Raw genomic sequence first — 26,557 nt, forward strand, 5'->3', positions numbered from 1 at the left:
TGATAGCTGTAGCAAACAAGCTGTTGAAACAGGCATTTGCCATTGCAAAAAGCGAGTTGCCATACGACGAAAACTTTGTGTCAAGATTAGCTTAAAAAGATTTGTTTTTTAACTCAGTTCTTTGTTGTGTGCTGACTTTATTGTTTTTCATAAGGAAATCCAGCTTCATCAAGAAGTTCATATTTCCACCTGTTTTTGTCGTTATTCCATTTTTTACTTTGACTCCTTAACTGTGCGATATTATCTCTATGCTTTTTTAAAATCTTTGGCTTTTTATCTCTGAACTCCTTTGTTTGGTTCTTGCTTTTTAGTTCCTCAACAAATCTCCAACTTGCTATTTTATTTTCAATTCCCTCTCTATGTTTTTGTTTTTCCCACTCCCATTCAACTCCATTCTTTGCCAAAAGATTTCCTAACATTTCTTCTCTAATCTCACTCATTAAATCAGACCTGTTTTCTCTATCTTGTCTTAACTTAATCGTCATTTGGTCGTTAAGCCAGTGACCTATGTAAGTTTTTTGAGAAGGAACAGTTTTATAGTTTTTCTTTTTGCTATAATAATTCTCGAGTTCAACCAAACTGTCAGTCCATTCATCGTCTTTTGGTCTCTTGTACATTGTACTATCAAATTCCCAAATGAAATTTATAGATTGCATTTTCCTTTCCTCGTATTCGGTCAATTCTGGGCCGTAGTTTTTATTACCTTTCCTTCTTTGTTTTTGCCAAGCGCACCATCTGCCTACTTCGTAGTAAGGATTCGATTTATTTTTAAATTGTGGTACATAGGTGTATTCGCTATTTGGGTCAACTTTGTTTTTGTATTCAATAACTTTGTTAAAATCTTTATTCCACTTTATAAGCCTTTTCCTTTCTCTTCCAATTCCGCCAAATGGAAATTCAGCATCCAATAATCTTTCAAATATTTCGAATGGTAGTGAATCTCCTCCTTGATTGTATAGTTTATGCATTTTTTGATACCAATGAAAAAGTTCTCGGTCTTCCGTGTGCTTACTTACAATTCCAGATGGTCTTTTAGTTTTCTTATAAATTACATACCTCTCAATCAGAGTATCAAATTTCTCGTAGTCACTCTCACCGAAACTTTTTTTATTACTTCTGTTTTTTGTAGTATCCTTTTGTTCAAAACCTGATTTTAAATCAAAATCCTTTATTTCAATATTGTCTTGTTCCTTCTCGGTATTTTCGCCATCGTTATTTTTTGGTTCTTCAACTTTACCATTTTCCCTAAATTGATTGAATAGCAGGTTTTGTTTAATTAATTCATCTAATAATTGACTTGTTAATAATTGAAGTTTCGGTGAAGATAAATCCATTAAATCGGAATAGTAAGATTTAATTTCATTTAGTAATTTTTGTCCTTGTTTGTCTGTTTTAGTCAAAAAATCCAATTGGATAGAAGCTTCTAAATTAGTTTTGATTCCTTGACTTGTTAGATTAGAAGAACCAATTATTATTCTTGTGAATTTTTTCCCTTCAAAAAGGAATAGCTTTGGATGATAAGTCACAAATTTTCGTTTATCCCTATATATGTAAGTTTCAACTCCTTGTTCTAATAGTGATTCCAGAGCTTCTTTTGAAGTTCCTCTGTTGTCAACTCCAATATAGAATCTAATTTTATCAAATTTGGAATTAGCTTTTTTTATAAATGGTTCAAGCATTTTAGTTCCAGATATGGAAGCAAATGCAACAAAGCCTTGAAAAGAATAATAATCTTTGCTTTCAAATGATGCAACAAGTTGTTTTCCGACATTATTCTGGTCGCCTGTATCTAATCCGTGTCCCAGAAAGGTTGCTTTCATTTATTGGTTTTTTCAGCTTGCACACAACTATTGATAAGCGAAGTTACTTTTTTAAAATCATAAAGTCAACACGTATGGGTACGTAGTTTTTGGTTCATAGCTGGGTAAGGTCTGCGTTAGGTCTTTTTAAGGTTTCCTTAAGGTCTCCTTCGGGTCAACTATTGAAAACTCCTACAAAACACTACACCAAACCCATTGTCATTACGAGGAGCCTGCGACGAAGTAATCTGTTTATTCAACCTATCCCAATGAGATTGCTTCCCACTTCGTGCCTCATGGTCGCAATGACGTATAGTAACCTTTGTCATATCTAACCTGCCATTTTGCAAACAAGTATCGAGAACCCAAAACCCAATGCCTGTCTTTAGACAAACGCTCAAGATAAACTCCAACAGGAAACAAACGACCTACTAAATCTGGTCGTTAAGAATAGTCCATAAGAATCCGTTAAAAAATTACTGCTTACTCTGGTTGGAGCTTATCAAAATAATCATTCATCATATCCCAAATAGCATAATACTCCAATTCTTTCGCGCGTTCATCATTGCCCATATCCGTATTAATAACAATATAACGCCCCGTTTTATTCACCTTGTCAAAATACATCCAGGTGCCAACACCCGCATCACCACCAGAATGCCCAATATAACCCTTGGCACTATGCCCAATAAATAGGGCAGGACTATAGTCCCCGTTATAGGGATTGCTGGCATTACGCGATTCAAAGTGAGAGGCGTCCAATTGTTCCGTAAAGAGTTCCTGGTAACTGGCTTTTGAAAGTAAGGTGCCGTTCCCAGAATAGCCTTTAACCAATTCAGCCAGATATTTAGCCATATCGCTACTCGATGAAATCAACATACCATCCGGATAGGTTATGGCCGTATAAAAAGGTAATAGCGTATGGTCATTTCTGTACAATCGGGAATGCTTGGTAATATCCACAGCTTCCAAAGACCAACCCGTGGCATCCATACCCAAGGGTTTTAAGATATGGGCTTCAGTAAAGGCATCAAATGCCTGACCGGTTGCTTTTTCAATGACTAATGCACATAGGGTAGCACCGATGTTTGAATAGTTATAGCGTGCTCCTGGTTGGTAATTGATATAATTATCATCTTGATAATAGGCACCATGGACTTCTAAATAACCTTTTAAATAGGCTTCCATGGGAATATCATGTTCAGCAGGGTTTAATTGTTGCGCTGGATAATCGGTGCTCACGTTGGTTAAGTCTTGGTTCTCTGCAAGGATCCAAGCGCGATTCATATACTGCTCCGTATCATTAATTCCAGACGTATGGGTAGCTAAATGTCTAATGGTAATGGTGTCATTAGGATAATTGGGGTTGATGACCTGAAAAGGCAAATAATCCTGAACGGGATCATCTAAATGGAGTTTCCCTAATTCTTTGGCTTTCATTAAAGCAATACCGATTAAGGTTTTAGAAACCGAAGCAATATGTTGTATGGTGTGTTCGGTATAAGGCTCTTTCGTCTCCCGATTGGCCAATCCAAAACCTTTGGAATAGAGTACACCATGTTCATTGACCATCGCAACGCCAAAGCCATTGATTTGCCCATTTCTCTGAATGGAATCTAATGCCGCTGTTAAGGAATCCAGTACCACTTGGTTATGATTGATTGAACGGTCTGGTTGCTTTTTGTTTTCATGACACGACGAAAACGCCAATACGATCAATACGATAAAAGGGAATCTGCTCATTTAGTCTTTTGGTTTACAGTAATGACAAGAAAATAACAGGATTGTTACAGTTTTGTTTAACAGTTTGCTTATCATCTTTGGAATTGAATTCGCTACATGATGAAATCGCAGCTCCCACGAAGTTAAGCCATTTTAGATCCTGAATCAAGTTCAGGATGACAAGTCAGTTTAAACCCAATTCCTGCCTTTCGACAAACGCTCAAGATAAACTCCAGCAGGAAAAAAGCGACCTACTAAATCTTGTCGTTAAGAATAGTCCATAAGAATCCGTTAAAAAGCTTCTGCTTGTTCGCATTCAGCGCAAGCTGAAAAGGTCAGAAGGTTTAGGATACGTTGGACTATTTAGACAAGATTTAGTAAGTCTAGCGTTTTTTGTTTCTTTTTTGGGCGATGTAAAAAAGAATAGAGATTACACAAAAAAAGAATAGAGATAACACCACTATTTAACAAGCTGATACATCCCATTGACAAACTCATAATGCTTATACGGCAAATGACTTTGATTCACAGAAACCACCATCGTGATACCCGCTTCAGGATTATAAAACACATCACTGCCCCAAAACCCCGAATGTCCATAAAACCGCACCCCATCAAAATCATACAGAAACATACCAAAACCATAGCGATCTCTAGAATCCGTAATCATGGCCTGAAACAATTGGTCCTGCTTGATAAGCTGCTTTCCAAAAAGCGCTTTCATAAACAAATTAAGGTCATAGGTGGTAGACACCAGGCCACCACCAGCCCAATCAAAGGAGGTATTGATGTCGGCATTAACTTCTATATCACCCAAATACAAACTCGGGAAAGCCAACGTGTTGGTAGCGGCTTCATGATACTCCAAATACGTATGGCTCATACCCACAGGCTCTAGAATATAGGTTCTAAAAGCTTCAGCCAGTGGCATAGCGCGATACTTTTCAATAATAAGCCCGAGCAGAAAGTAATTCATATCGGAATAGTAAAAGCCTTCTCCCGGTTTAAAATGCGCACGGTTATGCAAATCAAACTGATAATAAGTTTCAAAAAGGTCTTGAACTGTCCACAATTTTTGAGGGTTTTCAAAGAAGAGTCCCATAAATTCCTCCTGCGTATCGGTAAAAATATCGGCTAATCCAGACGTGTGATTGAGCAATTGACGCACCGCAATATCTTTGCCAAAGTTTTTACCATCGAGCATCATCAATTTATTAAATCCCACAAATGTTTGGTCACCAATCAGTTCGACAACAAGGTCATCAAGCTTGAGTTTCCCCTCTTCAACCAACTGTAGAATAAGTGTTGCCGTAAATAGTTTGGTAATGCTAGCTGTTTTAAAAGGACTATTGGGACTTACAGTCGTATCATCTGAAACGGACAATTGTCCAAAGCCTTTATGGTAAACAAAATCCTGCTTTTCATTTTCCAGATAGACCAGAATGTTGGCCACAGGCTGATCGGGATTGTCAGATAGATGGGTCTTAAAATAGGTGTCCAGCTTTTGGCTTAAGTTTTGCGCAGGCACCATGGCAACGATGGTAAGGGTAAAAAGGACTAATAATAGAGTTGTTTTTTTCATCAGATTATTTATTTCTGGCAAAACTAAACAGACCGATTCTAATGTGAGTTGACCTAGGTCAATTCGTGCTTTTTTCGTATCCTGCTTAAGCGTTCTTTTGAAATCCCTAAAAAGGAGGCGATATCTTTTAGAGGGATTTTATTCACCAGCTTGGGCTGTTTGAGCAACAGATTGATATAGTTCTCTTCGGCGGTATGGGCTTTAGATTCCATATGCCGCTGAATCAACACATCTATATATTCTAAGAGAATAGATTGCATGATATGCTCTGAAAACTTTTGATTCTCGATTTGCTTATAAAAGGCCTCACGTGATATTTTTAGGCAAGTAGTATGGCAAATAGCATCAATGGTTTCTTTACTCGGTACAGCCGTAATAAAAGAAATGGGTGACGCTTCCAAGTCACCAGGAAAGGTAAAACCAAGCACCACTTCCTTATCATTAACCAGGCGCCAGGTTCTTAAGATACCATCTTCCACCAGGAGTATAAAATCGGCTTTACCACCTTCCGTAAAGACCACCTCATCTTTCTTGTAAAAAACGGGGGTACCAATAGCACGCAAAGCATCCAGAAATTTTTGATAACTATCAGGATCACTAATGGTATTGGCCGTATTGTGGTTGAGATTCATTGGTTTTAAATAAGCGGATGATTTTTAAATCATGAGTAGCTATAAAACGCATCATAACTTTTGAATGAACGAAGTTACCTTTTTTAACCCACAAATTCAATACCAATGGAATCCTAGTTTCTTCCACACAGTTCCCTAAGTTCTCCTTATGGTCAACCAGTTACATTCCTGCGCAGGCAGGAATCTCTTTTAGGTCCTGAAACGAGTTCAGAATGACAAGTTCTTTTAAATAGGTTTCCCAAAGAGCTACTTCGGGTTCCCTCGGGTGCTCCTTCGGGTCTCCTTCGGATTTCCTTCGGGTATGCTTCGGGTCGGCTATCGAAAATTCCTACAAAATTTTACCATCATGGCTTTTTGGGAGATAAGACATAGATGAGCCCTGTCAAAGTTATGTCAGCCCTATATTAAAAAAAACCCAAGGATTCCTTGGGTTTTAAAATGTTATTAATACACTATTTCTTCAATATCAACTTTTGGGTGACCTTTTCGGTATCGGTTTCCAGAATAATCAGGTACACCTGGTTATTCCCCAAATGGCTTAAATCCTTGGTATAGGTATGCGCACCTGTAGCCAGATCTTTTAGCACTACTTGTTCAATCAGCGCGCCTTTAATATCATAAATGGAGATACTCATATCGCCAGTCTCACGCATGGTAAAGGTCATATGCACACTGCCATCGCTCGGGTTTGGGTAGATACTTAAGTTTAAGGCATTGGCGCTGTTGGTATTAAATTCATCCACAGATAAGGCATTGGTTTTCTTTATTAGCACCTTATAAATGGTATTACTGGCGTCACTTTGGGTGCCATCGTTTATAAAGAATATATTGGGTTGGGTACTGTTAATACCACCAAATATGTGGCCAATGAGCGTGTAATCTTCTGTGAGATCATCATATTTGAAAACCCCATTGTTAAACTGTGGGAAACTGGTATTGGGAATAAACTCGGCTCCTGAGCCTAATAAACCGGGCATCTCCACAGGGAGTTTGTATTCGCCCATTACACCATCGGCATTGCGGGTTACGCGGGCAATGGTATTCACAAAAGGCACATTATCATCCTGTACCATGGTGCCATTATCATCATAAAACTGGGCCATGCCACCAAAAAACACCGTGTGCATATCGTTTTCGGTTTCAGAGTAAAGTGGTAACACCGCACAGTGGTAGTGGTTGTAATGCTGTTCAAACACATTATTAACCGTATAACCAGTGGCATCCACCGTCACAGAGTTTAAGAAGGGTAAATCCACCGCTTCCTGAAACACACCCGAGAACATGGTAATGCCCTCTTCGCCATTGGGTAGAATTTGCACTTCGGCATTGTAGTCGCGTCTATGCAGATTCGCAGCATCCTCATGCGGTGTTAAGTGGGTAACAGTTATGGTGGTGCCATCATCAGCCAGTTGGAATTTTCTAATAGCATTGGTGTACTCCTGTATAAAACCAGGACCATGATCGGGACCCATGGGGTTATAACGACCAATAAACTTTTGACCGCCTAATAAATAGAAGGTGTCGCCAATCTTCTGGATACGACCACCTGTTACTTGAAATTCGGTATCGGATATTTGTCTGAAGTGTGATGTTAAATCGGTGTTGTTAATCACGGCGTTAATCACATCAGGCACATGAATAGCGGTGAGATTCGGGTAGGTGGTATGGTCGGCTTCGGTATTGCTGTAACCGTAACCACCAAAACAATAGAGATATTCACCTTGCTGATAAAACTCCATATTGGTCGCGCTTAATTGCTCTTGAATACCTGTGGGTAAACTCGTTAGTGGTGCAGACCATCTTTGCTCCGCAACCGGATCGACCACAATAAGCTGGTTATTATGACCAGCAATATCGAAAGCGGCCCATGGCTGTCTGCGGTGCAGACCGTCTAATCTTCCGCCAACAATCAGCCATTTGCCGTCATGCTGACCGTAAGCAAAGGATTGAATACCGCCCAAATTGGTAATGGAAACGGGTTCTAAAGTAATCTCAAAAGGATGTTCCTGCGCGTATCCCAATTGGGTAACGAGCAAGAGTAAGGCTAAACCTAAATATCTGAATAGATGCATGGTAGTTGTTTTAATTAATAGGGTAAAACTACTACCTAAATCCATTTTTTTTGGTAACAAATATTACATAGCCAACATTTTATTTTGAAAAAATGGAACTTTTAATGAAAAGGGAGTTAAGGCAATTATTTAGCCTTTTTGTATAGCGGAATTAAATAAGAAATATTGTAGCCATAACCAAAGCCAAAGTTGCCGCTATCATAGGTTTTGTTGTAACCAGGCACGTAGAGGTTTTCAAAGTTATCAGGTTGGTCTTGGGTCACCATATACTTAAACTGGATATTGGCGCCCAAATATAAATTGTTCACTACCTCAACCTTAATACCGGTTATGACTTCAGCCCAGATGGCACTCAAGCCTTTGTATTCAATCGATTCGTTTGTAGCGAATTGTGGTGACCAGTATTGATTATCGGAATACACACTGTAACTATTCAGTGTTTGACTAAAGGAACTTACACCCACGCGCAAACCACCGTAAATCATGTTTTCCATGCCATACCAGTTTTCGTAGGCGTTATAATCGGCACCAGCTTTAAAATAGGTACCCTTGGCTGTAGCATTCAGAAAATCGGTATCGGTAGTACGTTCTTCAGCACCAATTTCACCGGCTATATACCATCTTTTGGTGAGTCTGTAATCGCAATTAATCTCAAAACCCGTGTAGTCATCATCAATAAATGAGCGTACCAGCTTGCTAATATCACCACCAATACGCAGGCCATACTTTTGTTTGAACTTCACCGAGTCAGTTAGTTTGGTATTATCAGGAATACTGTCTGTTTGGGCAAAAGACACCGAAACAACCATACAGCTAAAAACCAGTATTTTAATGAAACAAGATAAAGTGTGGCGCATTTTCGTTTTCTACTATTTGGTTATCATTTACGGAAAGGTAGTTCTGTATCCACCGGTCGCCATCATCGGCAACGGTGATTCTCACGTTCTTGAATACGGTTTTAAAACCACAAGCGCGAGACACATAAACTTCTTCAGTAGTATATTCTATGGTTACAATGTCTTCATTACCACCAATAACATCATCAGTTGGATCATCAGGCGTTCCACTATCGCTATAACTATAGTTTTTATGTAATTTATATTCAGTAATACCTTCGGTGGTTTTTAAAGGCAGTAATATTTCTTGTTTGTTACTGGTACCGTCCAATTCTGGCAATGTTTCGTCATTACCAACCCCTTGTACACGAAACCGTGTCACATTTTTTGGGTTCAGATCTTCAGGACTTTCAATGTTGTAAAACGCTAAATAGAGTCTTGGTGTCGTGCTGGGGCTATCGCAAATATCATCGCGTTCGCAACCCCATGTTAAAATGGCTAAAACAACAGTTATAGAAAAATTTAGTATGGCGTGATATTTTCTCATGTAAACATTGGGTATACGTTTATTTGTTTAATTGGTAATTTCTTAACGCATTTAGCATATTTGTTATTTTCTCAATCTTTGTTCGTGCTAATATATAATCATTCTCATTGATAAATTTTAATTCTTTGGAAATTATCAGTTGATTTAATATTTCCATGGAAGAACTAAAAGCAACAGTTGTAAAATGAGCTTTATCCTTGTTTGTTTTCCTTGAAGTACCTTCAGCTAAATTAGAAGGAATCGATACAGAGGCTCTTCTTAATTGACTTATCAAACCAAACTTTTCATCATTGGGAAAAGCGTCAGTAATGTTATAAATCAGTTTTACCAATTCAACAGATTCATTCCATACATCTAATTTTTCAAAGGAGTAAACTTTCATTTTAAACGAATAAACAAATAACACAAAAAAACGAATCAACGCCGCTCCAAAAGTACAACATTTTCAACATGATGCGTTTGTGGAAACATATCCACAGGTTGCACCTTTGTAACTTGATATAAATGATCCATAAGCGCCAAATCGCGTGCTTGTGTGGCACTATTGCAACTTACGTAAACTATTTTTTCTGGGGCAATGTTTAATATTTGATTAACAACATCCTTATGCATCCCATCACGCGGTGGGTCAGTAATAATCACATCAGGCTTACCATGGGTATTGATGAATGCTTCATTGAACACATTCTTCATGTCACCTACATAAAACTCACAGTTTGTAATGTTGTTGCGTTGGGCATTTTCTTTGGCGGCTGTAATGGCGTCAGGAACAGCTTCAACACCTACCACTTTTTTAGCTTGCTTTGACACAAACTGGGCGATGGTTCCGGTACCTGTGTATAAATCGTAAACCAGTTCATGGCCAGTCAACCCAGCAAATGCTCTTGTGATTTTATACAATTCATAGGCTTGCTCCGAATTGGTTTGATAAAAAGACTTGGCATTTATTTTAAAACGTAGGCCTTCCATTTCTTCAAAAATATGATCGTCTCCTTTATAGCAAATGACTTCCTGGTCGTAAATGGTGTCATTGGCCTTTTCATTAACCACATACTGTAAGGAGGTGATTTCCGGAAAAGTTTCTGCTAGATAGTCGAGTAGGAGTTCACGTTTTTCCTTGTCTTCTTTAAAGAATTGAATCAATACCATAATATCGCCCGTACTGGCCGTACGAATCATCATGGTACGCAGCAACCCTGTTTGGTTTCGGGTATTGAAGAATTCCAAGTCATTATCAATGGCAAATTGTTTCACCGCATTCCGAATGGCGTTGGATGGGTCAGCTTGTAAATGACAGGTTTTAACATCCAATATTTTGTCCCACATGCCGGGAATATGAAATCCCAGGGCATTTTTATCACCCAAATCATCACCCGATTGAATTTCCTCTGGCGTTAGCCAGCGACTGTCACTAAAGGAAAACTCCATTTTGTTACGGTAGAAATACTGTTTTTCCGAACCTAAAATAGGCGTGGTTTCCGGTAAATCTATATGTCCTAATCTCGTCAGGTTGTTAATGACTTCCTTTTCCTTAAATAACAATTGGTATTGATAGTCCATATCCTGCCATTTGCAACCGCCACAGGTTCCAAAATGCTCACAGACTGGTGTAGTCCGTTTGTCTGATAGCTTGTGAAAATGTATAGCTTTTCCTTCGTAATAGGCTTTACGTTTTTTAAAGGTCTGTACATCAACCACATCACCTGGTACGGCATTGGGTAAAAAAATTACCTTACCATCTGGTGCCTTGGCAATGGTTTTGCCTTTGGCTCCGGCATCAATCACTTCGACGTTTGTGAAAACTTGTTTTTTGTTTCTTCTGGACATGCTGCAAAAGTAGTTTCTTTTTTGATAGCAAAAAACAGGTGATAAATATTTTAAGAAACTGCCAATATTTAGTATTTTGCAAGCCCTAGGGATGATTTCTTTCCCACGCTGAATTTTCGAATCTTTTCGAAAGGATAAAGGTAGATAAGGAATGGTTATTTATTAATTTAAAACAAATTAAAATGGCTGTTTTAGACCAATTAAATTCGCAACAGGCGATTGATTTAGAAAACAAGTATGGCGCACACAATTACCATCCACTACCGGTCGTATTGAGTAGAGGAGAAGGTGTACACGTTTGGGATGTTGAAGGAAAACAATATTACGATTTTCTTTCGGCCTATTCCGCAGTTAATCAAGGGCATTGTCATCCTAAAATTGTAGGTGCTATGACCAGTCAGGCACAAACCTTGACATTGACATCACGAGCATTTTACAATGATATGCTTGGGAAATACGAAAAATTTGCTTGCGAGTTTTTTGGATTTGATAAGTTGCTACCTATGAATACCGGAGCTGAAGCAGTTGAAACGGCTTTAAAGCTCTGTAGAAAATGGGCTTATGAAGTTAAGGGTATCGACGAAAATGAGGCTGATATTATAGTTTGCGAAAACAATTTTCACGGACGTACCACAACCATTATCTCCTTTTCAAATGATCCTGTAGCCAGAGAGCACTTTGGGCCTTACACCAAGGGATTTATTAAAATACCGTATGATGATGTGAGCGCATTGGAAGAAGTGCTTAAAAGCAATCCGAATGTTGCTGGATTTATGGTAGAGCCGATTCAGGGTGAAGCAGGTGTTTATGTACCCGGTGAAAATTATTTAGCTGAAGCAAAAGCCATATGTGAAAAATATAATGTTCTGTTTATTGCCGATGAGGTTCAAACTGGAATCGCCAGAACAGGTAGATTACTGGCAACTTGCGGTAATTGCAACTGTGCTGACAAGAATTGTTCTGAATCACCAGAGGTGAAACCCGATATTTTAATTCTTGGTAAGGCACTTTCAGGTGGTGCTTATCCTGTTTCGGCTGTGTTGGCAAACAATCATATCATGAATGTCATCAAGCCAGGTAACCATGGCAGTACCTTTGGAGGTAATCCAGTGGCAGCAGCAGTCGCCATTGCTGCACTTGAAGTGATTAGGGATGAAAACCTAGCAGAAAATGCCTATAAACTGGGTCAATTGTTTCGAAGTGAAATGAATAAGTATATAGAATCAAGTTCCATTGTCAATTTAGTGAGAGGTAAAGGCTTATTGAATGCCATTGTTATCAATGATGATGAAGATAGTGATACCGCCTGGAATATTTGTTTGGCTTTACGAGATAATGGTTTGTTAGCCAAGCCAACACACGGTAACATCATTCGTTTTGCACCGCCATTGGTTATGACTGAAGAGCAATTACTGGATTGTGTCGGTATTATTACTAAAACCCTAAAACAATTTGAAGATTAAATTGTAGCAGTATATAAAAATAAAAGGCGACCATTTGGTCGCCTTTTATTTTTCAAACAGTAATTTACTGTTGATTTTTTTGCATTTCTTCAAGCATTTTCATGTATTCTTGTTGCATTTCGTCATATTGACCTGTTGCTTGCAAATAAATATATACTCCAACGATTATAATACTCAAAACAAGTCCGATGATTGCAATAATCCTTGCTGTGTTTAACTGACCGTAATTATCATAAAGTTCAGGGTTTTCAATGTATTTTTTCTTGTCTTTGTTAACTAAAAATAGCGCAATTCCTGAAAGCAATACACCTCCAAAACCACTGGTGCAGCAGCACCCAATAAAAGATAGTATTGCAAGAATAAGGCTGACCGTAGCGTTGGGTAGTTTTTGTTTTTCCATGTGAGTTTAGTTTAAAAATTTTAGTATGAAGTTAAAAAGGATAATAGAAACTGAAAGAATAGCCAGACTATTGATAATCTTATTTAATCGTTTAGAACTATAAAATAGATTGATGCCTATTAATAAAAACAACGGAATTAATGTGTAAATAGCTGGGTACATAAAAAATGCGGAAACAAATTCCCCGTGCCATAATAACACAAGAGAACGTTGTAATCCACAACCCAAACATTCAAAACCAAAGAGTTTTTTATTTAGACACGGTAGCATGTAATCTTCAACTGAAGACATTCCATCAATGTTTACTATTCAACAATCTAAAATAAAAAAAGTAACAAGAAGATTACTGCTTATTGGCAACAATTATTTTTTTACTTAAATCCTGACCAGACTCAAAGGTTATTTTTACAATATAAACCCCTTCACTTAAATGCTTTGTCGAGTATTCATATTTAGGTGCTATCGGCAGGTCGACTTTTGTAAATAGTTGTTTACCGTTGACATCAAACAGATTAATACTCTTGACTTCGCGTTGATTCGGATTAAGAACATGTAGTTCAGACAGGTTGTTGTTTTGATACACTGTAAAATCATCAATTGATATATCCTCTGTACTCAAGGCATTGGAAGTGAACGTTATTTCAAAACGATTAGCATAATTGCCTGCATCTAAGTTTAGTTCATAGTTTTGAGTCCGCAAATCCACGTACAAATCATTGTCCATGTCATGAAGATAAATTGGCTGGGATTCATCAAAATTTTGGATGTCAAATAGTCTAAAACGAACCAACTGTGAGCGATTGATGTTTAAAACTAGAGGAATATGTAAGGCCACGTCAAAACTGAAAGCTTGTGCATTATAGGCCTTGTCATTATTTGGCCAATAAACATCAGAGCTTAATCTCGCAGGGCTAATGGTTTCTAATCCATAGTCTTCACCCGCTGTTGCCGTATGATGGAAATTTTGAGTTAATTGTCTCGTGTATGTATCGTCAAAATCAATATTCAATCTAAAACGTTTGTAACCATCAGGCATCATAAACATGCCTTCCTCGTTATATTGATTTTCAGTGCGGCCATTATCTCCAACTCGGAAGAATTCACTTAAAGTAGGTGCCTCTTTCTGAAAAACACGCATCGCATTGGTGGTTCGCAGTGTGCCACCAGTACCATTACCTTTTACCATAAAACCTTGTCCAATTGGAATATATCGGTAAACATTTTTACCGCTAGTACTGCCGCCACCAGTTGTATTAAGGGTTCCATCGACATTATAGGTATCAAAAGTAGCCGGTGTAAACGTTTCAACAGTCCCTGTTACATCTATAGTATAAGTTGCATAACCACCAACATAATTTATTAATACATGTGATGTGGATTGTGTAGGATCTTGTTCCCAAAATGATAAGGTTCCGCTATCGATTATTGCGGCATTGTTGGTATCGTGAATAAAATCTCGTGCATCTATAGCTGAAGGATATGGATTACCAACCAACGTTTCTCTATTGGCATTAAGCGTTGTGGTTATAGTACCATTGTTTGGTCGTCCTCTAAAATCATATTTTTGAGCTCCACTAGGGTTCCCTTTCATAGTAAAGCCATAACCTGAAGCAAGTGTACCATTAGCTAATCCGCCAGTGGCCAAGCTACCTGGTCCAGCCCCCAGACCCTCCCAATCTTGATAATCATTAGGTGGTGCTGTGGTTCCAGTAAACGTGTACAACCAGTAATTAGCTATTTGCGTTGTGGTTCCATTATAACCTGTTATAAATCCAAAAGGGCTACTCGAAATGGGTGCTGCTGTTTCATAAAAGAAATTCACATTGGGCGTAAAAACCGTATTGCCGGCACTGCCACTATTAATACCGACTGGGGAGCACCAATAATTATACATATAGGTGTTAGAAGTTCCCGTTTGAAAAACGCTTAATCGTCCTTGTCCTGAATTTCCAGTAGTTCCTGAACCTTGCAATAATTGTGAGCCATTACGCAAATAGATATAAGCGGTATTCTCTTCAATATTGACATCATCTTCAACATACAAAGCCATATTATTCACGTATACATAAGCGTTGTTGCGAACAGATAACTGCGCAAACGTTAATTGCATGGTCATGATAAAAAGGAAACAGGCTACTTTATTCATTTCTAAATATTTGATAATGAGTGCTAAATATACAAAAACTACTTTTTGTTTTTAAATTAAAATCGATTAAATGATAATTTTGAAACTTAAGTTGACAAAATACGAACCATGCGTATTTACATGACAATAAGGTACAGAAATATTTCGCTTATTTACCTTACTACATCACTAAAAAATTGCAACTTGCAGAACATTATTAAACTAGATTTTAATGAAAGGTAACATCATTAACTATTTTTTAATTTTAGTTGGAGCCATAGTGGCCATATATGCGCAAGCTAACGAAAAACAAAGTACTGCCATTCTGATTTTAGGCATAGCCATGTTGATGTTTGGTGTTTACAGGATTGCGAGAACCATACCTAGTAAAAACGATAAAGATAACGACCATATTGACCGCGAATGATGAAATTTGAAATTGGACAAACAGTTTCAGTGTTAGACGAGAATATCTCGGGCATGGTGGTGGCCATTCAAGGTAATCAGGTTACCATAAAAACCAATGATGGATTTGAATTGGATTTTTTAGCATCCGAATTGATTGTTATGGGGAAAAGTTTAAAGACATCTTCTAAAATCACAAAGGATATCATCCAAGAAAAAGAGGAACCCAAAAAAAGGCATACCATGAAAATTAAAGCAAAAGAACGCTATGAGCCAACCATGGAAGTTGATTTGCACATCCATCAGTTAACGGATAAGAAGCATTTAAGCAACCACGATATGCTAAACTTACAAATTGATACGGCTAGAAGGCAATTAGAATTTGCTATCAATAGGCGTATACAAAAAGTGGTTTTTATCCATGGAGTGGGTGAAGGCGTCTTAAGAGCCGAGCTGGAATATCTTTTTGGTCGCTATAACAATGTAAGGTATTACGATGCCAACTACCAAAAATATGGTTTGGGCGCCACCGAGGTCTACATTTATCAAAATACCAATCCCTGAATTTAAAATTCAGGAGTTACTAATCTCGTAGCAGTTAATCGAGAATCTTCAAGTGTTCCAAAATTTAGAGAATCGTAATTTAGGGTTGGGAAAGAAGCATCAACAGTTATTTCAATCGTGAACTCTTGTCTAATGGTGTGTGCTCTATAAGCGGTAGCTGCAACAAAACTTGAAACATCAGGATTTAAATAATCCGCAATAGCAGGATCTGTAAAATCATTTGCTGGATTATTGTCTTGAGTAACGTTTTCTTCATCAATGGTATTGACGCCATCATCATCATCATCAGTATCCAAATGATTAGGGGTTCCATCGCCATCCGTGTCTAAAGGATTGGTAAGAGGATTATCGTCACCATCTATATTATCACTGTCAATTTCAGCACTAGTCAAGACATTGTCGCCATCATCATCCACATCAATATAATTTGGTAAACCATCACCATCGGTGTCATCATCAGTTAAATCACCATTACCATTGATATCTTCCAATTCAGCAGGAATTCCATCATTGTCATCTTCGATAAGTGAGATGTCAATTATAGCAGTGCCAGAGGTGCTATTCATGTCCTGTGTTATTAGAACATTTGAAGGTGGGACGTCATTACAAAACAAATTGCTGGGGTCTCCACTATATGATCTATAATTGAACTGATTGGTAGAACCATTGATTTCAAATACTTCCTGTGTGCTTATTAGTTCGCCATTATCGTCAACTTCAATCAGACTTTCTAGGGTTGTTTCAGGGCTTGTTATTTTTAGAGAAAGTGATTCATAAGGTTCTTCCTTTATATTGTAAAAAACAAGTTCACCACATGTTAAAAGCGTATCATCAAAGTCCAATTCTACAGTAATGATATCGCCATCATCACAAGATACAACTGAAAGTACTAAAAGAAAAAGGGCTATTAATTGACGCATATGGCTTTAATTTCGATATATCTACAAAAGTAAACGATTTGCTAAATATACCATGAGAGTCACTGCAAATAATTTTATTTCAAGTATTTTTGTAGAACAATACAGGAGATTATTTTCACAAAAGCGATTCCTAATTTTGAACCCTTAACATTATAAATGAAACCAGTATATTTTGATAGTGCAGCCACAACGAAAGTAAGAGATGAGGTTATTGATGCGATGACTTTATGTATAAAAAATGAATACGGAAACGCTTCATCTACACATAGTTTTGGAAGATCATCTAAAGTGTTAATTGAGCAAACTAGAAAAACGATTGCCAATGAGTTGCAGGTATCTGCTGGTGAAATTATTTTCACTTCTGGTGGAACCGAAGCTGATAATTTAGCTATTCAATGTGCCGTGAGAGATTTGGGTATTAGCCATATTATTACTTCAAAGATTGAGCACCATGCTGTTTTACACACGATTGAACAATTAAACAGAACAATCAATGTTAAAGTTAGTTATGTAAAACTCGATAAGGATGGAGCGGTTGATTTCGGCGATTTAGAGCGCTTGCTTCAATCTCCTGGCAAAACCTTGGTCAGCTTGATGCATGTCAACAATGAAATTGGTAATATTTTAGATGTGAAACGCGTTGGTGAATTATGTCATTCCTACGAAGCTTTGTTTCACTGTGATGCGGTTCAGTCTATAGGTCATTATAAGTGGGATCTTCAGGATGTAAAAGTTGATTTTTTAGCTGCCAGTGCCCATAAGTTTCACGGACCTAAAGGAATTGGTTTCTTGTTCATTAGAAAGCATTCTGGATTAAAACCTTTGATTTTTGGTGGTGAACAAGAACGTGGCATCAGAGCTGGAACGGAATCAGTACATAATATTGTAGGTCTGGAAACGGCATTTAAATTGTCTTATGGCAATTTAAAATCAGAGCGTGATTACATTCTGGAGCTGAAACAGTATTTTAAAAATGAATTAATTAAGACTTTTCCGGGTGTTGCTTTCAATGGGCTATCAGGTGATTTAGAAAAAAGCACCTACACCTTGTTAAACGTATGTTTGCCTTTATCAAAAGAAAAAGGGTTAACTCTCATGTTTCAATTGGATTTGAAAGGCATTGCTTGTTCTAAAGGTAGCGCTTGTCAAAGTGGAAGCACAAAAGGCTCGCATGTGTTGGAAGAAATTTTAGATGACGAATATTTGAATAGACCTTCCATTCGTTTTTCATTTAGTAAATACAACACAAAAAGTGAAGTTGATTATCTTGTTTCGGTTTTAAAGGAATTTGTAGGTTCTTAAAACTTCATCGTTGTTCTGATATTAAATACCCTTGGTGTTAGGTAATTAGGAATGGCATATTGGCGTTTGCTGTAAACATCCCGTACCCAAGTATTGGTAATAGAGTTCTGTACATCGAAAATGTTAAATATTTCAATTCCCAATGACAGGTATTTAAACGGTTTTCTCCAGCCACTTTCATAATTATCATTATCATCAACAATCACATATTGAAACCCAACATCAGCTCGTTTATAATCAGGAAGCCTGTTTTGGTAAACATAAGGGTCGGCATAACTGGGCGAACCACCTGGTAGCCCTGTATTGTAAACCAAGTTTAAATACATTTTGAGTTTTGGAAGGTTAGGGACATAATCCTGAAACAAGGCCGCAAATTTCAGACGCTGGTCGGTTGGTCTAGAAATGTATCCACGATTATCGATATTCTCTTCTGTTTTTAGATATCCAAAGCTAAACCACGATTCAGTTCCTGGAACAAACTCACCATTCAAGCGCATATCCAATCCATAGGCATAAGCTGTAGCATTATTCTTGGCGCGATAGCGTATACGGACATTCTCAATAGTGTATGGATTGACGTCATCCAATTTTTTATAATAGGCTTCAGTGGTTAACTTGAAAGGGCGTTCCCACATTTTAAAGCTGTACTCATTGCCCAAAACAATATGAGTAGATTTTTGCGCTTTCACATTGGGTTGCACCACACCTGAAGAATCACGTAACTCTCTATAAAAAGGAGGTTGATAATAGAAACCAGCCCCAATTCTAAATAACATGTCTCTTTTCCAATTAGGTTTTATGGCAAATTGGGCTCTTGGACTAATAACAGTTTGGTTAACACTCTGAATGCCTTGGCCACTAACCGTCCAATTATGAACACGTCCACCAACATTAAACCAAGCTTCATGCTCACCTAAATCGGCACGCTTACTCCATTGAATATAGGCCTGAACTCTATCTATTTGTGTTTGGTTTTTGGCTCTGACATTCTGATAGGGCTCAAGTGGTCCTTCGTATGGCGCGTAAGGTTGCTCATTAAAGGCATCACTGCTTGGTGGGTTAATTGAAAAACCTGCCGAATCAATAACTTCCCACTCAACCAATCGATCTCGGATATCTTCATTGGTGTATTTTATGGACCAAGCAAAATCATGGTCATCCATAGTGTAATTTCCTTGGTGTTCAATTGTGGTAATTAAGGCGTCTAAATCATTTCTACCATGATTCAACTGACCTCCAATGCCTTCACTAAACTCCACTTCACCCAAATCCTCATCACCAATGTTTGTGTTGACCTCACCTAATCGATATTCGGCTAATATGTCAAAATATTCTTCCTCAATAGTGTGATATGTTGAGGCGACCAGATTCAAGGTTATATCGTCATTGACAAAATAAGTTCCTTTTAAAGCCCCAAAATAGGTTTGATAAGAGTCTTTCTCCTGGCCTTCATAAAAAACCAGTAATGCCAATGGGTTTTGCAAGGTTCCAAAGTTTGTCTGTCTGGTTTCAGGCTCGTAATTATATTTGTTGATTGAGGCATTACCTAAAAAACTCAATTGAAATTTATCTGAAAACTTATAAGTCAAATAGGTTTGGACGTCAGCGAATTTCGGATCGTAATTGGTTTGGGTTTCTTTGGCGTTAACCAATAAACTATTGTCGCGATATCTGACACCAACAATGCCAGTAAAACGAGTGTCTTTACTAGCTGTTTCAACGGATAGACTCCCTCCCAATAAACTTAAATCGGCATTGACACCAAAGCGGTAGGGCTTTCTGTAGGTAATATCTAAAACGGAGGATAGTTTATCACCATATTTAGCTTGAAAACCACCTGCCGAGAAATCGACATTTTGAACCATATCAGTATTTACAAAACTTAACCCTTCTTGCTGACCAGAACGGATAAGAAATGGACGATAAACTTCAATACCATTTACGTAAACCAGGTTTTCATCATAATTACCACCACGAACAGAATATTGCGTACTCAATTCATTGTTGCTACTGACCCCTGGAAGTGTTTTTAGTAGATTCTCAACACCTGCATTGGCACCAGGGATTTTCCGGATGGTCTCTGGTTCCAATGTGGTAATACCTTCAACATCTTTTCGCTTTTTACTGGTAATAACTACGGTTGCAATTTGTTCAATAGTAGCATCCATGATGGGATGAAATTCAACTTCTTCACCATTCTTTAGGTTGAAAGTGGCTACAATGCGTTCATGAGATAAATGCGTAAAAATGACAGTTACCTCTTGATTTGCAGGGATTTTTAAAGTGTAATAGCCGTTTTGATTTGTAGTGGTACCAATCTCATTTGAGGATATATTGACATCGGAAATGGGAACATTGGATTTATCCAAAACAACCCCTTTAAGTGTGCCTGTTTGAGCTACTACAAAAATAGGAAGCAGCATCAATATTAAAACAATTGTGTTTAGTTTCGTTCTCAATGATTTATTATTTTCGGTAGAACAGCGTTTCAAAAGTAGAACTATTTCCAACATTATCCGTTACAATAACCTTTAAATTATTTTCAGTTTCAGTAGATACAGCGTCATTAAAATCATAAGTCAACTCATTTTTCTTGTAATCATACTCCATCAAAATCCATTTACCGTTAAGTGTAGCTCTGTAGTTTGAAATCCCTGACTCATTATCTTCAATTTTAATTTTCAGGAAACGGTATTTACTTAACCATTTTCCTTTTGAGAAGTTTACAGGTTTTATTTTAGGATTTATAGTATCCAATACCAACGCGTATGTTCCGAGAGTTTGGGTGTAGGTTGTTAGTTTGTTTTCTTTTTTTTTGGTGCTAGAGTAAAGGGCATATTGGTTTTTGTAACCAACCAATCTGGCTATATATAATTTTTCAGATTCTGGATATTCGTAGTTTGTAATATCAAAAGAGATTGAAAAATTATCACGCACTGGCACAATATCTTCATGAAGCGTTAAGGTATCATTCCTGACATTAAAATCAACATAGAAATCATCATAAAACGTATTTTCAGGAAAATTCACCGAAACATTTTTATTCAAAAGCTCGTTGTTTTTTTTAGCATAAATAAAGAATGGCGTAACCGAATCAGGTTTCGATTTGATATCATCAGTTTTCTTGCCTTCAATATTGATGGTGAGCCAAGTTGGATTGTTGTGAAAATCATTAACCTTGATTTTGTATACCGAATTTGTGCTGTCTTCAACCCTCAAATAGCCATTGTTGTCCAAATTTTTGTACATGCTTAAAGGATTTTCAGGTTCAACAAACAGCTTTTGGATACGTGTTTTATCCTCTTTATAATGTTTATAGTCTATCAATCTGTTAATGTGACGCGTTTCATCAAAGGAGAATCGTTTAAAGTCTATTTCAAACATCAAATTGCCATTGAAGATGCCTTGAATATTGCTCACGCCATTTTGGTTTGTTGCCAAATCCTGTCGGTCTATGGTTTCTATTCCAAACCCAATCTTACCGTAGGCTTCAATATTTTCAACACTATAATCCCCGTTTTGAAGCGGTATTAAACGCAGTTTTTGTTTTTCTTTAGAACTATTGATGTGCGCATCATTGGAAAGTGGGTAGGCATAAACCTCTTTAATTGTCGGTCTGGTATTATCCTGAATTTCCAAGCCAAACAGCAATGGATTAATTGGACGTTCTTGATTATCGCGTATTTCAAAATGCAAATGAGGTCCACCAGATCCACCTGTGTTGCCCGTGTAAGCCACAATATCACTTTTGTGAACTGGTATTTCAATAGGGTTTGGGAAAACCTCTATTTCGAAGGTTTCTTGTTCATACTGTAAATTTTTTATGTATGATTCAATTTCAGGTGCGTATTTTTGAAGGTGTCCATAAACGGATACGTAACCATTGGGATGCGTAATATAAAGGGCTTTCCCATAGCCATAATGGGAAACTTTAATGCGACTCACGTAACCATCTGCAATAGCATAGACACTTAAACCTTCGCGTTGCTGTGTTTTAATATCCAGACCTGAATGAAAGTGGTTGGAGCGCAATTCGCCAAATGTACCGGAAGGAATGAGTGAGATGTCCAATGGAGCCCTAAAATAATCCTGCGGATATGGGTTTTGGGAATAGCCAAGTGTATAAAAAAGCAGTAGTAGAAATAGGAGTTTTCGCATATAAATGTTGTTGTTGCTAAAGTAATTATTTGAATTAAATTTCCAAAAGCAAATACTCGTGCAGTGCCATAATGTTGATTATGAGAATTAACGCTTCACAATTAATTTTTATTGGAAAACTATTGTTATTTATATCTAGGTATGTTAACTTTGTGAGGTAAGTATTGATATTGTAAATGAGTAACATTGAAGAAATTGTAGATGCTTTAGAAAACAAAATCAGCAAGGTTTTACATAAACAAGAAGTTTTAAAACAGGCGAATCTAAAGTTAGAACAAGAATTGCAATCCACTCAAAAATTGCTTCAAGACCAGAAACAAGATTTGGTTTCCTGGCAAGAAAAGTACGAAGCATTGAAATTTGCTAATACCATGCTTGGCAGTGACAACAATAAAAGAGAAACAAAGCTTAAAATAAACGCATTAATTAGGGAAATTGACCATTGTATTGCGCAACTTTCAGAATAATGCAACATAGATTACATGTCAGACAAGCTTAAAATAAGGCTTTCTATAGCTAATAGAGTGTACCCCTTGACGATTTCGCCCAGTCAAGAAGAAGGTTTACGAAAAGCAGCTAAAAACATCGAATCTATGATTAAACAATTTGAGCAAAGTTATTCTGTTCAAGATAAACAAGATGTTTTGGCTATGTGTGCACTACAGTTTGCATCACAAGTTGAACAGAAAACAATAGATAAAATAAATGTGAATGATCAAGTCGAGCAGAAGTTATTGGCTCTTGACGACTTGTTAAAAGCGCATTTGAACTCTTAACGTTCTTTAAAATAGACTAAGGTTACTGCCTGCATTAGTTATTTTTTTTGATAAACTCAACACTAATTCTTTAAAAAGGGTGAGTTTAAGTTGTAAAAGCGAGCTGTCTTTGAGCAGATACTTGATCAGCTTGGTATCCCTAAACTTGTTTTAAGGAGTTTATACAAAACTTTAAACTGGTGCAGGCTTTTTTTTAAATAAATTAAAGTGAATATGGATAACACAATTTTTGTAATTGTAGGGGGAATATTATTAGGAATAATCATAGGTTTTATAGTAGCAAAGGTTCTTGAAAGAAGTAATGCTTCTAAAGTAGTTAAATCGGCCAAGAAAACAGCCGCTTCCATTATTAAGGAAGCTACTAGTGAAGGCGAATCTATTAAAAAGGATAAAATACTTCAGGCTAAAGAAAAATTTATTGAATTAAAATCAGAGCACGAAAAGGTTATTCTCTCCCGTGACAAGAAAATGGCTGAAGCCGAAAAACGCACAAGAGATAAGGAATCTCAAGTGTCTAGTGAATTGTCAAAAAATAAGAAACTCAATAGTAGTCTTGAGGAAAAAGTAAAAGATTATAACCACAGACTGGATATACTTGAGAAGAAGAAAGATGAATTAGAAAAACTACATAGAAGTCAGGTAGAACAATTGGAGGTTATTTCAAGTTTGTCTGCCGAAGATGCCAAGGCCCAATTGATAGAATCTTTAAAAGGAGAAGCTAAAAATGATGCGATGGCTTATGTTCAAAGCACGCTTGAGGAAGCCAAATTAACGGCTCAACAAGAGGCGAGAAAAGTGATTATTAATACCATTCAACGCATTGGAACCGAGGAAGCTGTTGACAATTGTGTTTCGGTATTCAATATAGAGTCTGATGACGTCAAAGGACGCATCATTGGTCGCGAAGGACGTAACATTCGTGCCATTGAAGCGGCTACTGGTGTTGAAATTATTGTAGATGATACGCCTGAAGCAATTATTCTGTCCTGTTTTGATTCTGTTAGACGGGAGATTGCACGTTTATCCTTGCATAAGTTGGTAACAGATGGTAGAATCCATCCTGCCCGAATTGAAGAAGTTGTTAAGAAAACAACCAAACAGATTGAGCAAGAAATTATTGAAGTTGGTAAAAGAACGGTTATAGATCTGGGTATTCATAATTTGCATCCTGAATTGGTTAAAGTTGTTGGCCGTATGAAATACCGTTCATCGTATGGACAAAACTTACTACAGCACTCTCGCGAAGTCGCCAAGTTATGTGGTGTTATGGCTGCAGAGTTGGGCTTAAACCCCAAATTGGCCAAACGCGCTGGGTTATTGCATGATATTGGTAAAGTGCCAGATGCTGAAGCCGATATGGAAACACCACATGCTATTTTGGGTATGCAATGGGCAGAAAAATATGGAGAGAAAGAAGACGTTTGTAATGCCATTGGAGCTCACCACGATGAGATTGAAATGAAATCTTTATTGGCTCCGATTGTTCAGGTATGTGATGCCATTTCTGGGGCTAGACCTGGTGCTAGACGCCAAGTTTTAGATAGCTATATACAGCGTTTAAAAGACCTAGAAGATATAGCCTTTGGTTTTGGAGGTGTTAAAAAAGCCTATGCTATTCAGGCTGGTAGAGAGTTGCGTGTTATTGTTGAAAGTGAAAAAGTAGATGATCAAAAAGCAGCAGACCTATCTTTTAGTATTTCCCAAAAAATACAAACCGATATGACCTATCCTGGTCAAGTAAAGGTGACGGTTATAAGGGAAACCCGAGCTGTTAATATTGCGAAGTAAATTTTTAATGTTTATAAAATCTAGCACCCTGATATGGGTGCTTTTTTTTAGTTTTAAAATGTTTGTTACTTTAGGCTTTTAAATTATTCATTAATGAAGTTTATCGCTAGTATATTATTACTATTTCCATTAGTTGTTTTATCCCAATCGTATCACTCCGAATATGAAGAAGCTGTATTTGAGAATTTGGATCAGGTTGTTTCAAATACCGATTTTTTTAAAAGCCTTTTGGCAATTGATTCCGTAATGACAACAGATACCTATCTGAAATACAAATCAAGAGTAGATGACATAATTATCGGCCTTCCAGAAAAGGAATCAAAGGAAAAGAAAGAGAAAAAACGCATTCATGAAATTTATGATCTAGTACATGAAACATTTTTTAAAAAATATGAAATTGACTCTTACTTCAATGATATTTTTGAGACAGGAGAATATAATTGTGTGACCGCTACGGCATTGTATGCCTATATTTTCAGTGAATTAAATGTGCCATATCATGTTAAAGAAGCCCCTTCACATGTTTTTCTGATTGTTTACCCAGATACTTTTGGAATTTATTTAGAGACGACCATACCTGGTACATTAGGTTTTCAATCGCCTAGTGATTCTGAAATAAAAAAGATGGTTGATGAGCTAGTTGCTTATAAGTTAGTTACTGATGATGAAGTTAGTAGACTAGGATATAAAGAAATATATAATACATATCTCTATGGGAAAGAGTTTGTTCCTAGTAGCTCCTTAATTGGAATGCAATATTATAATAAAGGTGTTTTAAAAAATGAGGTTAGTGATTATAAATCTTCAATAAATAATTTTAAGAAAGCTGGAAAGTTTTACGATTCACCAATTGTAAGTATTTTTTTGAAGACAGTTATGTTCTCACGCATCAATGAATTAGAGTTTAATTCCAAAGAAGATGTTGAATTTTTATGTGATTTAATAAATGTTTCTGAATTCAATAATGATTATAACAAGGATAATTTGTACGGTACATTTAGTAAAATTATTAATCATTATGATAACGATTCCGATTTTATTGATTTTGTTATAAATAAGTTTGATCAATTGGAGAACCAAGAAGTCAGACAAATTGCTCTAGAGTATTTTTTGGAATATTTGGCTAGAGAGAATGCCAATAAGGGAATTTTTGATAAGGCCTTGCAATACAGTGACTCCTTATTAGAAATAAGCCCTAAAAACAGAATTGCAATGGAAGTCATAGAGTTCATTTGCTTTAAAAAAGTGAGTCTATCAACTTTGGATATTAATTCATTTAGTGAGTTTCAAGGAATGGTTGAAAAATATCCTTTTATAAAAGACAATAACCGATATGAAATTAGTTTAAGTTATTTTTATTCAAGACTGTCTTACTTGAACTTTTCGGAAAAAAATCCTAAAGAAGGTCAAGAGTATATGAAAAAACTGGAAGATTTATTAGAGAATAAGATAGTTTTTGAAAACTTTGATAAAGGTTTATTAAGCACATTATATATTAAGGCAGGAAACTATTATTACTACAAAGAATATTATAATGATGCTTACAAAATTTACAAAAAAGGATTAGAGTATATTCCAGATCATTATGAGTTAAAAAAGAGACTCAATTGGTGTTTTGATGAAATAAAAAATTAAAGGT

Annotated in this window: 23 protein-coding genes and 1 other RNA gene; 9 read left to right on the top strand and 15 right to left on the bottom strand. The window is 36.9% G+C overall.

Translation table 11 applies throughout. From position 1 onward, the window contains the following. Window positions 1-137 precede the first annotated feature (137 nt). From C1T31_RS12060 to rlmD, 9 genes are all read right to left on the bottom strand, one after another. Window positions 138-1,820 carry a phospholipase D family protein gene (locus C1T31_RS12060; RefSeq protein ID WP_103052768.1) on the bottom strand — a complete coding sequence of 561 codons (1,683 nt, stop codon included), beginning with the start codon at window positions 1,818-1,820 and terminating at the stop codon, window positions 138-140. Between the two features lie 462 nt (window positions 1,821-2,282). Continuing rightward, window positions 2,283-3,542 carry a serine hydrolase domain-containing protein gene (locus C1T31_RS12065; protein WP_103052769.1) on the bottom strand — a complete coding sequence of 420 codons (1,260 nt, stop codon included), beginning with the start codon at window positions 3,540-3,542 and terminating at the stop codon, window positions 2,283-2,285. A 439-nt stretch (window positions 3,543-3,981) separates the two neighbouring features. Continuing rightward, window positions 3,982-5,103: a serine hydrolase domain-containing protein gene (locus tag C1T31_RS12070; RefSeq protein WP_103052770.1), complete on the bottom strand. Its 1,122-nt coding sequence runs from the start codon at window positions 5,101-5,103 to the stop codon at window positions 3,982-3,984. A 53-nt stretch (window positions 5,104-5,156) separates the two neighbouring features. After that, on the bottom strand, window positions 5,157-5,735 hold the full coding sequence (locus C1T31_RS12075; RefSeq protein WP_103052771.1) for a Crp/Fnr family transcriptional regulator: 579 nt from the start codon (window positions 5,733-5,735) through the stop codon (window positions 5,157-5,159). A 452-nt stretch (window positions 5,736-6,187) separates the two neighbouring features. After that, window positions 6,188-7,807 carry a T9SS type A sorting domain-containing protein gene (locus tag C1T31_RS12080; protein WP_123912676.1) on the bottom strand — a complete coding sequence of 540 codons (1,620 nt, stop codon included), beginning with the start codon at window positions 7,805-7,807 and terminating at the stop codon, window positions 6,188-6,190. A gap of 125 nt (window positions 7,808-7,932) precedes the next feature. Further along, complete coding sequence (locus tag C1T31_RS12085; RefSeq protein ID WP_243398942.1) at window positions 7,933-8,664, bottom strand: DUF6048 family protein; 732 nt, start codon at window positions 8,662-8,664, stop codon at window positions 7,933-7,935. After that, on the bottom strand, window positions 8,636-9,190 hold the full coding sequence (locus C1T31_RS12090; protein WP_103052774.1) for a DUF6452 family protein: 555 nt from the start codon (window positions 9,188-9,190) through the stop codon (window positions 8,636-8,638). The genes C1T31_RS12085 and C1T31_RS12090 overlap by 29 nt, the downstream gene beginning before the upstream one ends. Window positions 9,191-9,209: 19 nt before the next feature. Further along, on the bottom strand, window positions 9,210-9,572 hold the full coding sequence (locus C1T31_RS12095) for a four helix bundle protein (protein ID WP_103052775.1): 363 nt from the start codon (window positions 9,570-9,572) through the stop codon (window positions 9,210-9,212). 35 nt (window positions 9,573-9,607) lie between these two features. Continuing rightward, a complete protein-coding gene (gene rlmD, locus C1T31_RS12100; RefSeq protein WP_103052776.1) occupies window positions 9,608-11,017 on the bottom strand; it encodes a 23S rRNA (uracil(1939)-C(5))-methyltransferase RlmD in 1,410 nt (469 codons plus the stop codon). A gap of 182 nt (window positions 11,018-11,199) precedes the next feature. Between rlmD and rocD the strand changes: the two genes are divergently transcribed. Beyond that, a complete protein-coding gene (rocD, locus tag C1T31_RS12105; protein ID WP_103052777.1) occupies window positions 11,200-12,480 on the top strand; it encodes an ornithine--oxo-acid transaminase in 1,281 nt (426 codons plus the stop codon). 64 nt (window positions 12,481-12,544) lie between these two features. Here rocD and C1T31_RS12110 read toward each other — a convergent pair whose 3' ends face one another. From C1T31_RS12110 to C1T31_RS12120, 3 genes are read right to left on the bottom strand one after another with little or no spacing between them, the layout of a single operon-like run. Then, the gene (locus C1T31_RS12110; RefSeq protein WP_103052778.1) at window positions 12,545-12,880 is read right to left on the bottom strand and encodes a CCC motif membrane protein; all 336 of its coding nucleotides are present in this window, start codon (window positions 12,878-12,880) and stop codon (window positions 12,545-12,547) included. Between the two features lie 6 nt (window positions 12,881-12,886). Then, a complete protein-coding gene (locus tag C1T31_RS12115; RefSeq protein ID WP_103052779.1) occupies window positions 12,887-13,171 on the bottom strand; it encodes a DUF2752 domain-containing protein in 285 nt (94 codons plus the stop codon). Window positions 13,172-13,223: 52 nt separating this feature from the next. Further along, on the bottom strand, window positions 13,224-15,026 hold the full coding sequence (locus C1T31_RS12120; protein ID WP_103052780.1) for a T9SS type A sorting domain-containing protein: 1,803 nt from the start codon (window positions 15,024-15,026) through the stop codon (window positions 13,224-13,226). A gap of 211 nt (window positions 15,027-15,237) precedes the next feature. Between C1T31_RS12120 and C1T31_RS12125 the strand changes: the two genes are divergently transcribed. Together C1T31_RS12125 and C1T31_RS12130 are read left to right on the top strand one after the other, a co-directional pair. Next, entirely contained in the window at window positions 15,238-15,432 is a 195-nt protein-coding gene (locus C1T31_RS12125; RefSeq protein WP_103052781.1) for a hypothetical protein, read from the top strand. After that, complete coding sequence (locus tag C1T31_RS12130) at window positions 15,432-15,974, top strand: Smr/MutS family protein (protein WP_103052782.1); 543 nt, start codon at window positions 15,432-15,434, stop codon at window positions 15,972-15,974. Before C1T31_RS12125 ends, C1T31_RS12130 begins: the two co-directional genes overlap by 1 nt. 2 nt (window positions 15,975-15,976) lie before the next feature. On the opposite strand, the gene C1T31_RS12135 is transcribed toward C1T31_RS12130, so the two are convergent. Beyond that, window positions 15,977-16,894: a hypothetical protein gene (locus C1T31_RS12135; RefSeq protein WP_103052783.1), complete on the bottom strand. Its 918-nt coding sequence runs from the start codon at window positions 16,892-16,894 to the stop codon at window positions 15,977-15,979. A 156-nt stretch (window positions 16,895-17,050) separates the two neighbouring features. Between C1T31_RS12135 and C1T31_RS12140 the strand changes: the two genes are divergently transcribed. Beyond that, on the top strand, window positions 17,051-18,196 hold the full coding sequence (locus C1T31_RS12140) for a cysteine desulfurase family protein (RefSeq protein ID WP_103052784.1): 1,146 nt from the start codon (window positions 17,051-17,053) through the stop codon (window positions 18,194-18,196). Here C1T31_RS12140 and C1T31_RS12145 read toward each other — a convergent pair. Continuing rightward, on the bottom strand, window positions 18,193-20,619 hold the full coding sequence (locus tag C1T31_RS12145; protein WP_243398948.1) for a TonB-dependent receptor: 2,427 nt from the start codon (window positions 20,617-20,619) through the stop codon (window positions 18,193-18,195). The genes C1T31_RS12140 and C1T31_RS12145 overlap by 4 nt on opposite strands. Window positions 20,620-20,662: 43 nt before the next feature. Next, window positions 20,663-22,354 carry a M23 family metallopeptidase gene (locus tag C1T31_RS12150; RefSeq protein WP_103052786.1) on the bottom strand — a complete coding sequence of 564 codons (1,692 nt, stop codon included), beginning with the start codon at window positions 22,352-22,354 and terminating at the stop codon, window positions 20,663-20,665. Between the two features lie 176 nt (window positions 22,355-22,530). On the opposite strand from C1T31_RS12150, the gene C1T31_RS12155 reads away from it, so the two are divergent. The 5 genes from C1T31_RS12155 (at window position 22,531) to C1T31_RS12175 (ending at window position 26,553) form a co-directional block, all read left to right on the top strand. After that, a complete protein-coding gene (locus C1T31_RS12155) occupies window positions 22,531-22,821 on the top strand; it encodes a hypothetical protein (RefSeq protein ID WP_103052787.1) in 291 nt (96 codons plus the stop codon). Window positions 22,822-22,836: 15 nt separating this feature from the next. Then, window positions 22,837-23,130, top strand: coding sequence for a cell division protein ZapA (locus C1T31_RS12160; protein ID WP_103052788.1), 294 nt, complete (start codon window positions 22,837-22,839; stop codon window positions 23,128-23,130). 54 nt (window positions 23,131-23,184) lie between these two features. Next, window positions 23,185-23,291, top strand: a non-coding RNA gene (gene ssrS / locus C1T31_RS12165) — 6S RNA. Between the two features lie 52 nt (window positions 23,292-23,343). Next, complete coding sequence (gene rny / locus C1T31_RS12170; protein WP_103052789.1) at window positions 23,344-24,918, top strand: ribonuclease Y; 1,575 nt, start codon at window positions 23,344-23,346, stop codon at window positions 24,916-24,918. Between the two features lie 93 nt (window positions 24,919-25,011). Next, window positions 25,012-26,553, top strand: a complete 1,542-nt coding sequence (locus C1T31_RS12175) for a hypothetical protein (protein ID WP_103052790.1) — start codon at window positions 25,012-25,014, stop codon at window positions 26,551-26,553. Window positions 26,554-26,557 lie beyond the last annotated feature (4 nt).

Origin of the sequence: Hanstruepera neustonica (genome assembly GCF_002895005.1) — a bacterium.
GTDB lineage: Bacteria > Bacteroidota > Bacteroidia > Flavobacteriales > Flavobacteriaceae > Hanstruepera > Hanstruepera neustonica.

Bases quoted from the DNA above. Each gene is read 5' to 3' on its own strand.
- C1T31_RS12155 (WP_103052787.1), top strand. From the start codon at position 22,531: ATGAGTAACATTGAAGAAATTGTAGATGCTTTAGAAAACAAAATCAGC.
- rocD (WP_103052777.1), top strand. From the start codon at position 11,200: ATGGCTGTTTTAGACCAATTAAATTCGCAACAGGCGATTGATTTAGAA.
- C1T31_RS12175 (WP_103052790.1), top strand. From the start codon at position 25,012: ATGAAGTTTATCGCTAGTATATTATTACTATTTCCATTAGTTGTTTTA.
- C1T31_RS12150 (WP_103052786.1), bottom strand. From the start codon at position 22,354: ATGCGAAAACTCCTATTTCTACTACTGCTTTTTTATACACTTGGCTAT.
- C1T31_RS12090 (WP_103052774.1), bottom strand. From the start codon at position 9,190: ATGAGAAAATATCACGCCATACTAAATTTTTCTATAACTGTTGTTTTA.
- C1T31_RS12110 (WP_103052778.1), bottom strand. From the start codon at position 12,880: ATGGAAAAACAAAAACTACCCAACGCTACGGTCAGCCTTATTCTTGCA.
- C1T31_RS12140 (WP_103052784.1), top strand. From the start codon at position 17,051: ATGAAACCAGTATATTTTGATAGTGCAGCCACAACGAAAGTAAGAGAT.
- rlmD (WP_103052776.1), bottom strand. From the start codon at position 11,017: ATGTCCAGAAGAAACAAAAAACAAGTTTTCACAAACGTCGAAGTGATT.
- C1T31_RS12075 (WP_103052771.1), bottom strand. From the start codon at position 5,735: ATGAATCTCAACCACAATACGGCCAATACCATTAGTGATCCTGATAGT.
- C1T31_RS12160 (WP_103052788.1), top strand. From the start codon at position 22,837: ATGTCAGACAAGCTTAAAATAAGGCTTTCTATAGCTAATAGAGTGTAC.
- C1T31_RS12125 (WP_103052781.1), top strand. From the start codon at position 15,238: ATGAAAGGTAACATCATTAACTATTTTTTAATTTTAGTTGGAGCCATA.
- C1T31_RS12060 (WP_103052768.1), bottom strand. From the start codon at position 1,820: ATGAAAGCAACCTTTCTGGGACACGGATTAGATACAGGCGACCAGAAT.
- C1T31_RS12115 (WP_103052779.1), bottom strand. From the start codon at position 13,171: ATGTCTTCAGTTGAAGATTACATGCTACCGTGTCTAAATAAAAAACTC.
- C1T31_RS12065 (WP_103052769.1), bottom strand. From the start codon at position 3,542: ATGAGCAGATTCCCTTTTATCGTATTGATCGTATTGGCGTTTTCGTCG.
- C1T31_RS12070 (WP_103052770.1), bottom strand. From the start codon at position 5,103: ATGAAAAAAACAACTCTATTATTAGTCCTTTTTACCCTTACCATCGTT.
- C1T31_RS12135 (WP_103052783.1), bottom strand. From the start codon at position 16,894: ATGCGTCAATTAATAGCCCTTTTTCTTTTAGTACTTTCAGTTGTATCT.
- C1T31_RS12120 (WP_103052780.1), bottom strand. From the start codon at position 15,026: ATGAATAAAGTAGCCTGTTTCCTTTTTATCATGACCATGCAATTAACG.
- C1T31_RS12130 (WP_103052782.1), top strand. From the start codon at position 15,432: ATGAAATTTGAAATTGGACAAACAGTTTCAGTGTTAGACGAGAATATC.
- rny (WP_103052789.1), top strand. From the start codon at position 23,344: ATGGATAACACAATTTTTGTAATTGTAGGGGGAATATTATTAGGAATA.
- C1T31_RS12145 (WP_243398948.1), bottom strand. From the start codon at position 20,619: ATGCTGCTTCCTATTTTTGTAGTAGCTCAAACAGGCACACTTAAAGGG.
- C1T31_RS12080 (WP_123912676.1), bottom strand. From the start codon at position 7,807: ATGCATCTATTCAGATATTTAGGTTTAGCCTTACTCTTGCTCGTTACC.
- C1T31_RS12095 (WP_103052775.1), bottom strand. From the start codon at position 9,572: ATGAAAGTTTACTCCTTTGAAAAATTAGATGTATGGAATGAATCTGTT.
- C1T31_RS12085 (WP_243398942.1), bottom strand. From the start codon at position 8,664: ATGCGCCACACTTTATCTTGTTTCATTAAAATACTGGTTTTTAGCTGT.